Raw genomic sequence first — 10205 nt, forward strand, 5'->3', positions numbered from 1 at the left:
CACCCCTCACTCCACCGCACCCCTCACCGCACCCCCACCCCCCTCCGTATGCAGAAGCCGATGCAGAAAATACGCGGACGCCGCAGGCAACACAGGCGTGCGCGGCGTATAGACCGCCAACTTCCTTACCGTTCCCGGGTCGTTCAGCGGACGTGTCACCAGTCGGCCGAAGGCCATCAGCGGCAGCACCAGTCGCGGTACGGCGCTCACGCCCAGCCCCGCGGAGACCATGCCCGCCGCCGTACCCACCTCCCGGGTCTCGATGACATGGGTCGGCCGGACACCGGCCTGCTCGAAGGAGAGATCCGCGAGCCGCCGCACACTGCTGGAGGGCGTGAACGCGACGAAGGGCTGCTGCGCCAGGTCGTGCCAGGTCACGGACGCCCGCCCGGTGAGCGGATGGTCCGCCGGGAGCACCGCCAGCACAGGTTCCTCGCAGAGGGGGTGACCGCGCACCTGAGGGTCCGAGCTCCCCGCCTCGGCGATCGCCAACTCGGCCGCCCCGGAACGGACATGCTCGATCACCTCCCGCGTGGTCCCGTCCAGAATCCGCAGCTGCATCCCGGGATGCTCGGCCAGGACGGCCCGGAAGACACCGGGCAGCATCCCGGCGGCCACCGAGGGAAGCGCGGCCACCGTCACCGTGGCCTGCTCTCCGGCACGGATCGCGGCGAACCGTTCCATCCCGCGGTGATACGTCCGGAGGATCTCGCGGGCGACAGCGAGGAACTCGGCGCCTTCCGAGGTGAGCGCCAGCGAGCGCGTCGTGCGCTCGAAGAGCTTCGCCCCCACCGCGTGCTCGAGCTGCTGGACACTACGGCTCAGCACGGGCTGACTGAGCAGCACCTCCTCAGCGGCCCCGGTGAAGGACCCGGCTTCCGCGACGCTGAGGAAGAGCTCCATCTGGCGCAGGGTGACATCCATGCCTCATGAGTACATGATTGCCACTCATTCATGTCGCTCCCACATGAATCAATACGAAATCGATCTTTGCCCCGACCCCCTCCACGGACCCACAGTGGTTCCAGTGGTCCCCATGAGAGGGAGGTATCCCATGAGCCAGCCACGGAGCCGGAGAAGGACAGGCACAGGCACAGGGAACCGCATACGCATCGGCTGCGGCGCCGGTTTCGCCGACGACCGTGTCGACCCCGCCGTAGAACTCGCGGAGCACGGCCGGCTCGACTACCTGGTCTTCGAGTGCCTGGCCGAACGCACCGTGGCCCTCGCCCAGTTGGAACGCCTCCGCGACCCGGACGCCGGCTACAACGAGTGGCTGGTGGAACGCATGGAAGCCGTACTGGAACCCTGCGCCCGCCAGGGAACCCGCATCATCACCAACATGGGCGCCGCGAACCCGCAGGCCGCCGCCCGGGCGGTCGCCGAGGTCGCCCGGCGCCTGGGCCTCCCCGGCCTGCGCATCGCGACGGTCACCGGCGACGACGTACTGCACCTGGTCAAGGGCACCCCCCTCCCCCTGCTGGACGGCCCCGGCAGGGCCATGAACCTGGACGACCTGGGAGACGACGTCGTCTCGGCCAACGCGTACCTCGGCGCCGCCCCCGTCGCCGAGGCCCTCGCCCAGGGCGCCGACGTGGTCGTGACCGGCCGGGTCGCGGACCCGTCGCTCTTCCTCGCCCCGCTGACGCACGAGTTCGGCTGGACCGCGTCGGACTGGCCGCTCCTCGCGCGCGGAACCGCCGTAGGACACCTGCTGGAGTGCGCCGGCCAGGTCACCGGCGGCTACTACGCCGACCCCGGCACCAAGGACGTCCCCGACCTGGCCCGCCTCGGCTTCCCCCTCGCCGAGGTCGCCGAGGACGGCTCCTTCACCCTCACCAAGGTCCCCGGCTCGGGCGGGCGCCTGACGGTCGCCACCGTCACCGAACAACTCCTCTACGAGGTCCACGACCCGGCCGCCTACCTCACCCCGGACGTGACCGCGGACTTCTCCCACGCCCACCTCACCCAACTCACGGAAGACCAGGTCACGGTCACGGGCATCACCGGCCGCGAACGCCCCACCGCCCTGAAGGCCTCGGTCGGCTACCGCGACGGCTTCCTCGCCCACGGCGAGATCTCGTACGCCGGCTCCAACGCCCTGGCCCGGGCCCGCGAGGCGGCACGGATCGTAGAAGAACGCCTGACCCTGACCAAGATCCCGGTCACGGACGCACGCTACGACCTGATCGGCCTGAACGCGGTCCACCGCGGAGTCGGAGTCGGAGCCGTGCCCACCGCCGAACCGACCGAGATCCGCCTACGCGTGGCCGCCCGCACCGACACACTCGACCACGCGCGCCGCATCGGCAGAGAGGTGGCGTCCCTGTGGCCGAACGGTCCCTACGGCGGTGCCGGCGTCACCCGCGAGACCCGCGAGAACATCGCCATCACCTCGGTCCTGCTGCCCCGCGAACTGGTCATGCCCAGCACGGAAGTTCAGGTGACAGTGGCAGGAGACACGGCATGAGACTCCACGAACTGGCCCACGCCCGTTCCGGCGACAAGGGCTCCACCGCCGACATCTCGGTCATCGCCTACGACCCGTCGCACTTCCCCCACCTGCGCACACACCTCACCCCCGACCGCGTACGCGCGCACTTCCCCGACCTCCCTGTGGGCCCGATCCTCCGCTACGAGGTCCCGTCCCTCCACGCCCTCAAATTCGTCCTCCACGACGCTCTCGACGGCGGCGTCACCCGTTCCCTCAGCCTGGACGCCCACGGAAAGAGCCTGGCGGCCTGCCTGTTGGAGCTGGACCTGCCGGCCCCCTCGACCTCGAAGGACTGACCCGATGAAGAAGCCGCACCCCGAACCCACCGCACCCACCACCTACGGAGTTCTGCGCGGAACGACGACGGACACGGGCGGCACGCCGACGACCCTGTTCGCGGGCGTACCGTTCGCCGCCCCGCCCATCGGCCCCCTGCGCCTGCGCCCACCGCAACCACCCACCCCCTGGGAGGGCGTACGCGAGGCCACCCGCTTCCCCGCCGCCCCCGCACAACGCGGCGCGGACGGCCCCGGCGGCTATGCGACATCCGAGGACTGCCTCTACCTCAACGTGTGGACCCCCGAACTCGGCGGCCACCGGCCGGTGTTGGTGTGGATCTACGGCGGAGGCTTCGAACTGGGCAATGCCTCCCCGCCCGTGACCGACGGCGCCGCCCTCTCCCGCCTGACCGGCGCGGTGGTGGTGGCCCCCAACTACCGTGTCGGCGCGCTCGGTTGGCTGCACCCGGCGGGCCCGGACGCGGCCGAGTGGGCGGACAGCGCCAACCTCGGCCTCCAGGACCAGACCGCCGCACTGCGCTGGATCCACGACAACATCGCCTCGTTCGGCGGCGATCCGGACAACATCACCGTCGCCGGCCACTCCGCGGGCGCCTTCTCGATCGGCGCCCTGCTGACCCACCCCGCCGCCCGAGGCACCTTCCACAAGGCGATCCTGCACAGCGGCAGCATCGGCCGTCTCTACCCACGCGACCTCTCCGCGTCCCTCACGGAGGCCCTCCTGGCGCACGTGGGCGTCAAGGACCTGGCCGGACTGTCGACGGCCCCGCTCGACCGCGTCATCGAGGCCCAACACGCGGTGATCGACCAGGACTTCGGCGCCCGCAACCTGCCCGGCGGCCGCGCCTGGGGCCTCGTCCACGACGGAACGGTCATCACCGAGGACCCCGCCGAGGCCATCGCCGCGGGCGCCGCGACCGACATCCCCCTGCTGATCGGCGCCAACCGGGACGAGTTCCGCACCTTCCAGTACCTCTACGCCAGCGAGCACTACCGCCACCCGTCGGACGAACGGTCCCTCCTGGCCGAGATGGAACAGGCAGGCGCAGCACACCCCCACGACCTGCTGGAGGCATACCGAACCCACCGCCAACCGCCCCCATCCAACGACCAGTTCACCGAACTGTCCGACCTGCGAACCCTCTTCCTCTCCGACGCCGTCTACCGCCGCCGAGCAACCCGCCTGGCTCAACTCCAGACCGCGGCAGGCGGATCCGCCCACACCTACCTCCTCTCCGCCGAACCCCTGGGCCCCCACTACGGCGCCTTCCACGGCGCCGAACGCTTCTACGCCTTCGACCAACTCACCGCCCTGAACATCGACACCCCGGAGAACCGCGCCGCCCGAGACACCCTCATCGGCGCATGGACCGCGTTCCTCACGGCCGGCGATCCGGGCTGGCCCGCCTACCACTCGGACGGCCCCGACCGCCCCCGCACTCGGCAGATCGGCGGGGACGCGGACTTCGTGAACGAACCGCCGGACTACGTGGCGCCCTGCTGGGAACCGTAGAAGTCACCGGTATCGCAATCCGGGAGGAGATCGGCGTCTTGCGGACGGCGAGGGCCGGGAGAGACGATCAGAAGCCGTGCAGGGCGAGGGACGGTCGGTCGGGACACAAGGGGTGAGGGTGATCGAGCGCAATCTCACGCAGGAGGAGGTGGATGCTCTTCCTTTCGATCACAATCTGTCGGACGGCCACGCGTTCCGCTCCTGGACCACCGCCGAATCCGCGATCATCGCCGAGTCGGCGCGCTTCTTCGCCGAGTCCGACCGCAGGCTGGGCCGGCAGGCCGAGTCGGAGTACATCCGCCGCTACCTCGGACTAGGCGCGCAGTCGTACATCCCGGAGTACTTCACCGGGCTGATGTGCTACTCCGCCTCGATGGCCGTAGAGATCGTGGCCAATGTGCTGCGCCTCAGGGGGCTTTCCGTAGCCCTGATCGAGCCCTGCTTCGACAACATCGCCGACATCCTGCTGCGCCACCGCATACCTCTTCAGCCGTTTCCGGAGACCGTACTGACGGGCGGAACGGCCGAGTTGGAGAGCCTGCTGGAGACGCTCACCGCGGACGTGATCTTCCTGGTGAGCCCGAACAACCCCACCGGCACCGTGGTCGGCGAGGCGGCGTTCAAGCGCATCGTCGAATTCTGCGTGGCCGAGGAGAAGCTCCTCGTTCTCGACGGTTGCTTCCGGGTCTACCTGTCCGACGAGCAGGTCTACGACCACTACGGGATACTCGCCGATTCCGGAATCGACTGCGTCGTCATCGAGGACACCGGAAAGGTCTGGCCCGCGGCCGAGTTGAAGGCGCCCTTCTTCTGCGTCTCGCCGAGGCTGGTCGACGCCGTCGTGGGAATCCACGCGGACTTCCTTCTCCACCTCTCGCCTTTCACCGTCCGGCTGATCACGGAGTTCGTGAATCTCGCGGAGGTCGATCACGGCCGCTATTTACGCGAGATCGTCGCGCGGAACCGGACGCTCTTCCAGAGAGCGATCCCTGGTTCCTTCCTGAGAACGGACGACACCCAGAAGCTGGGCCTGGCATGGCTGGAGGTCGTCGCCGACGGACTGGACGGCGAGCGCGTCCGCGTGCTGCTCGCCGAACGGGGCGTCCACGTCCTCTCCGGCGAGCGCTTCTACTGGTCGTCACCGGAGTTGGGCCGCAGGCATCTCCGCATGGCCCTGCTGCGCGACCCGGACATCATCGTCCAGGCCTCCGAGGTGATCGCCGGTCTCTGGACCGAGCTCGGTGACGGCTGATCACGGAGATACGGGCACCTCCGCTCACGGAGATACGGGCACCTCCGCTCACGGAGATACGGGCACCTCCGCTCACGGAGATACGGGCACCTCCGCTCACGGAGATACGGGCACTGCGGGTAGTCCTCGAGGGCGCGCAGATCGTCCGCGAAGCTGTAGGCGGAGCGGAGAGTGTCGGGATGGTCGTCACCGTGCAGCCGCCGACGCCGGTTCCAGACGTCCTCGTTGAGCGCCCGCGCCTGGGGATGGTCGGCCATCCGGTGGAGGGTGATGGCCAGGTAGTGCGTCGTACGCAGGGTGTCGGGGTGGTCCTCGCCCAGGAGCTGCCGCCGCCGACTCAGCACCCACTGCTGCAGCTTCAGGGCTCGGTCCAGTTCGCCCAGGTCGCACAGGTCGGAGCCGAGATGGTGCGCGGAGTGCAGCGTGTCGGGGTGGTGCTCGCCGAGAACCTCCCGGCGCCGCTTGAAGACCTCCTCGTTGATGGCGCGTCCCTTTTCCAGCTCGCCGAGCTCATACAGGTCCGAGCCCAGGTAGTGGGCCGACTGCAGGGTGTCGGGGTGGTGCTCGCCGAGCAGTCGGCGGCGGTGCCGCCACCCCTCTTCGTCCAGGGCGCGCGCCCCGGCGTAGTCCCCCAGGTCGTAGAGGTCGGCCGCGAACTGGTGCGCAGACCGGATGGTGTCCTGATGGTCCATGCCGAGGACCCGGCGCCGCCGGTCCAAGACGTCCTGGTCGACCTCGCGTGCCTGCGCGTACTCACCGAGCTCGAAGAGGTTGGACGCGAGGTTGTAGCCGGCGTGGAGTGTGTCGGGGTGGTCGGGGCCGAGCCGGTCCGTCCAGGACTTCTGGGTCATCCGGCAGATGTCGACCGCGGACCGGGACTGGCCGGAGAAGTACAGATACCGCTGAACCTTCAGGACCAGGGTGCGGAACGCCTCCGCGTCCAGCTGGCTCCCGGGCAGGGCCGCGGCGGACGACAGGAGTTCCCGTACGTGCGGGACGACCAGCCCGTACTCGTGCCAGGACTCGGGGGTGTCCGGGTCGCCCAGGGCGATCGTGGCGAGCAGCTCCTCCGCGGCGTGGTGGATCACCGCGTGCTCGTCGAACGGAATCCTGTCCCGGAGCAGGCTGTGGACGAGGCGGTGCATCTGCAGGGCGTTGTCGGCGTGCCGGGCCAGCCCGAGGGTGACGATCTTGCGGACGGCCAGAGCGGCCGTCGCGGTGTCACCGAGCCGGACGCCGAACCGAGGCGGCCCGGCGGCGGGGTCGGAGCCCAGCGGGATCGGCTCCGGGGCGAGGAACGCGAGCCGGTCGAGCAGGTCGGCGGCCGCCGGACCGGCGGTCGTCACCAGCCGGTCGCGGCTGGTGACGACCACCGACACCAGGCCGGGGTGCGCCGAGACGGTGCGGTCGTCCAGGCCGCTCGCGGTCGGCTGGGACCTGAGGAGCGTGAGGTAGTCGGCGGTCTCCAGGCCCGTCTCGTCCAGGAAACAGCCGACCTGCTCCACCGAGAGGGGCAGATCGCCCACTGCGGCGGCGACCCGGTCGGCGTCGGCGGGAGACAGGGAGGGACAGCGGCGCGACAGCAGCGTGATCGACTCCTCCCGCTCGAACTCGGTCACGTCGATGCGCGTACCGATCCGTCCGATGCGGGGATCGCGGCCGGTGATGAGCAGCTTTCCCCCGTCGGGCGGGAGGAGGTCGTTCATGGCGCCGAGATCGTCGAGGTTGTCGTACACCAGCAACCAGTCGTGCCTGGACGCCAGTTCCACCCAGAGGGCCCGGATCAACAGGGACGGCTGGACGGCGGTGAGTCCCAACTGGGAGGCCAGGGCGGTGAGGCTCGCCATGACCGCGGCGAGCTGATCGGCGCCCACCCACCACACCAGCCCGTACTCGTCGGCGTGGCGATGGGTGTATTCGAGGGCCAGTTGGGTCTTGCCGATGCCGCCCATCCCGATGAGCGACACCACGCCGGGGTCCTCGGTGACGCCCTCTCCCGTGTGCTGGATGCTCGCGCCGACGCGTTCCAGGAGGGCGGTCCGCCCGGTGAACGCCTGGTTGCGCGAGGGGAGTGCGTGGATCGGCCTCGCTCGGGTGACCGGCCCGTTCGACGGCGGGGGTGCCAGGTGCACATGGTCGATGTGCGTGGCCACGACTCCGCCGGCGATCGCCGCCGTCTCGGCCGTGATCGTCGGTTGGGCGGACGTCTCTCCGGAACCGCTCAGCCCTCGCGCGGTCCCGGCGCCGAAGGGTGGGGCCCGGTCGTCACCCCTCCCGAGACATTCCCTCCGACAACGACGCCACCGGTCTCGACCCGGATGTCACCATGCGCGCTGACACCGCTCTGCTGCGCCAGTCCGGCCTCGTGCCGCTGCAGCCGGTCGACGGACGCGGCCAACTCGCCGGCGAACTCGGGATTCTCCTCAGCCATGTCGGCGATCGCGTCCGTCGCCCGCCGCGTCGTGCGCTCGGTCACCTCACCGTCACCGGCCTGCTCCAACAGCCGCGTGACCGCGGGATCGTCCCCGACGACCCCACTGACCAGCTCGTGCAGGGCATCCATGCTCTCGTCGAGAACCCGGTCCACCTCGGCATCGGCCCGGGAACCCACCCGCCGAACCTTCCGCACGAGATAGCCGACCGCCGCTCCGGCCACTAATTCCAGTCCAGGTATGGGCACTGTCACTCCCCCGCTGTCGCCTGACTCAAGTAAACACCTCGGCGGCCCAGTTGCTACCGAATTGTTCCCGACAAGGTTCAGCCCGAACCACACGACGAAGGGCCCCGCTGTGAACAGTGGGGCCCTTCGACATCGTGCCCGGTGAGGCACTGGCGGAGGATACGAGATTCGAACTCGTGAGGGGTTGCCCCCAACACGCTTTCCAAGCGTGCGCCCTAGGCCACTAGGCGAATCCTCCGCGGCAAACAATACAAGACGTTGAGGAGTGCTAGCGAACTCGTTCCCCCCGCTCAGATCCTGTAGCCTGTGCGGAGCCCCTCACGCGGCGCTATCTGACTGAACTCCCCCAGGGCCGGAAGGCAGCAAGGGTAGGTTGGCTCTGGCGGGTGCGTGGGGGGCGCTTGCGTTCCCGGCGCCTGCGGTGGTCGCGCCTGCGGTGGTCGCGCCTGTGGTGGTCGCGCCTGTGGTGGTCGCGCCTGCGGTGATCGCCCCTGTGGTGGTGGCGCCGCGGCTGTGGCCGAGGCTGCGCCGAACTCGCCACCGGCCCCGGTTGTCAGTGGGCGCCTATAACCTCGTACGCGTGTCGTCTCTCGCGCTGTACCGCCGTTATCGCCCGGAGTCGTTCGCCGAGGTCATCGGGCAGGAACATGTCACCGACCCGTTGCAGCAGGCGCTGCGGAACAACCGGGTCAATCACGCGTACCTGTTCAGCGGGCCGCGAGGCTGCGGCAAGACCACGAGCGCGCGCATCCTGGCCCGCTGTCTGAACTGCGAGAAGGGACCCACCCCGACCCCCTGTGGCGAGTGCCTGTCCTGCACGGACCTCGCGCGCAACGGTCCCGGTTCCATCGACGTCATCGAGATCGACGCCGCGTCGCACGGTGGTGTGGACGACGCCCGTGAGCTGCGCGAGAAGGCGTTCTTCGGACCCGCGAGCAGCCGCTACAAGATCTACATCATCGACGAGGCCCACATGGTCACGCCGGCCGGCTTCAACGCGCTGCTGAAGGTCGTCGAGGAGCCGCCGGAGCACCTCAAGTTCATCTTCGCGACCACCGAGCCCGAGAAGGTCATCGGGACGATCCGGTCACGCACCCATCACTACCCCTTCCGGCTCGTGCCGCCCAGCACCCTGCGCGACTACCTGGGCCAGGTGTGCGGGCAGGAGGACATCCCCGTCGAGGACGGCGTACTGCCGCTCGTCGTGCGGGCCGGTGCCGGTTCCGTGCGTGACTCCATGTCCGTCATGGACCAGTTGCTCGCGGGGGCGAGCACCGACGGTGTGACATACGCCATGGCGACCTCGTTGCTCGGTTACACCGACGCCTCGCTCCTCGACTCCGTCATCGAGGCCTTCGCCACCGGTGACGGCGCCGCCGCCTTCGAAGTCGTCGACCGCATCATCGAGGGCGGCAACGACCCGCGCCGCTTCGTCGCCGACCTGCTGGAGCGCCTCCGCGACCTGGTGATCCTCGCCGCCGTCCCCGACGCCCTCGAGAAGGGCCTCATCGACGCCCCGACCGACGTACTGGAACGCATGCAGGCCCAGGCCGGCACCTTCGGCGCGGCCGAGCTCAGCCGCGCCGCCGACCTCGTCAACACCGGCCTGACCGAGATGCGCGGCACCACCTCCCCCCGCCTCCAACTCGAGCTCATCTGCGCCCGGGTGATGCTCCCCGCCGCCTACGGCGACGAGCAGTCGGTCATGGCCCGCCTCGACCGCCTGGAGCGTGGGGTCAACTTCGCCGGTGGCGGAGGCGCGCCCGCCATGGGCTACGCCCCCGGACCCGACGCCCACCCCCAGGCCCAAGCTCAGACCCGCCCCCAGGCCCCGGCCTACGGTGGCGCCGCCGCCCCCGTCCCGCCAGGCGGAGGTGCCGCTGCCGCGAGGGCTGCCGTACGAGGCCCAGGGGCCCCCGGCACCACCCCGCCCCCCGGCCCCGGTGCCCCCTTCGCCGCTACGACAC

Annotated in this window: 7 protein-coding genes, 1 tRNA gene, 1 other RNA gene and 1 pseudogene; 7 read left to right on the forward strand and 3 right to left on the reverse strand. The window is 69.9% G+C overall.

The annotated features are described in order from the left end of the window. Positions 1-6: 6 nt before the first annotated feature. The gene (locus OO70_RS45345; RefSeq protein WP_051742209.1) at positions 7-924 is read right to left on the reverse strand and encodes a LysR family transcriptional regulator; all 918 of its coding nucleotides are present in this window, start codon (positions 922-924) and stop codon (positions 7-9) included. 130 nt (positions 925-1054) lie between these two features. Between OO70_RS45345 and OO70_RS45350 the strand changes: the two genes are divergently transcribed. From OO70_RS45350 to OO70_RS56385, 4 genes and pseudogenes are all read left to right on the forward strand, one after another. Further along, positions 1055-2470, forward strand: a complete 1416-nt coding sequence (locus OO70_RS45350) for an acyclic terpene utilization AtuA family protein (protein ID WP_051742211.1) — start codon at positions 1055-1057, stop codon at positions 2468-2470. Then, positions 2467-2790, forward strand: a complete 324-nt coding sequence (locus tag OO70_RS45355; protein WP_043685778.1) for an AtuA-related protein — start codon at positions 2467-2469, stop codon at positions 2788-2790. The genes OO70_RS45350 and OO70_RS45355 overlap by 4 nt, the downstream gene beginning before the upstream one ends. A 4-nt stretch (positions 2791-2794) precedes the next feature. Beyond that, positions 2795-4306 carry a carboxylesterase/lipase family protein gene (locus OO70_RS45360; protein ID WP_078651819.1) on the forward strand — a complete coding sequence of 504 codons (1512 nt, stop codon included), beginning with the start codon at positions 2795-2797 and terminating at the stop codon, positions 4304-4306. 373 nt (positions 4307-4679) lie between these two features. Then, positions 4680-5402, forward strand: a pseudogene (locus tag OO70_RS56385) (aminotransferase class I/II-fold pyridoxal phosphate-dependent enzyme); the annotation flags it as partial. Between the two features lie 32 nt (positions 5403-5434). Here the strand turns inward: OO70_RS56385 and fxsT are convergent. Continuing rightward, positions 5435-7711, reverse strand: a complete 2277-nt coding sequence (gene fxsT / locus OO70_RS45370) for an FxSxx-COOH system tetratricopeptide repeat protein (RefSeq protein ID WP_051742213.1) — start codon at positions 7709-7711, stop codon at positions 5435-5437. A gap of 173 nt (positions 7712-7884) precedes the next feature. Here fxsT and OO70_RS54965 point away from each other — a divergent pair, with 173 nt between their 5' ends. Further along, on the forward strand, positions 7885-8217 hold the full coding sequence (locus OO70_RS54965; RefSeq protein ID WP_158711605.1) for a hypothetical protein: 333 nt from the start codon (positions 7885-7887) through the stop codon (positions 8215-8217). A gap of 171 nt (positions 8218-8388) precedes the next feature. On the opposite strand, the gene OO70_RS45380 is transcribed toward OO70_RS54965, so the two are convergent. Further along, positions 8389-8476: transfer RNA gene (locus OO70_RS45380), tRNA-Ser, on the reverse strand. A gap of 71 nt (positions 8477-8547) precedes the next feature. Between OO70_RS45380 and ffs the strand changes: the two genes are divergently transcribed. After that, positions 8548-8646, forward strand: an RNA gene (gene ffs / locus OO70_RS51920) — signal recognition particle sRNA small type. 172 nt (positions 8647-8818) lie between these two features. Continuing rightward, on the forward strand, positions 8819-10205 hold a 1387-nt coding region (locus tag OO70_RS45385), incomplete at its 3' end, for a DNA polymerase III subunit gamma and tau (RefSeq protein ID WP_043685833.1).

The sequence above is a fragment of the Streptomyces xylophagus genome (genome assembly GCF_000716435.1).
GTDB lineage: Bacteria > Actinomycetota > Actinomycetes > Streptomycetales > Streptomycetaceae > Streptomyces > Streptomyces xylophagus.

What these genes read in the sequence shown, in the direction of transcription:
- OO70_RS45360 (WP_078651819.1), top strand. Translation starts at nt 2,795, where the DNA reads ATGAAGAAGCCGCACCCCGAACCCACCGCACCCACCACCTACGGAGTT.
- OO70_RS45355 (WP_043685778.1), top strand. Translation starts at nt 2,467, where the DNA reads ATGAGACTCCACGAACTGGCCCACGCCCGTTCCGGCGACAAGGGCTCC.
- OO70_RS45350 (WP_051742211.1), top strand. Translation starts at nt 1,055, where the DNA reads ATGAGCCAGCCACGGAGCCGGAGAAGGACAGGCACAGGCACAGGGAAC.
- OO70_RS45345 (WP_051742209.1), bottom strand. Translation starts at nt 924, where the DNA reads ATGGATGTCACCCTGCGCCAGATGGAGCTCTTCCTCAGCGTCGCGGAA.
- OO70_RS54965 (WP_158711605.1), top strand. Translation starts at nt 7,885, where the DNA reads ATGCGCGCTGACACCGCTCTGCTGCGCCAGTCCGGCCTCGTGCCGCTG.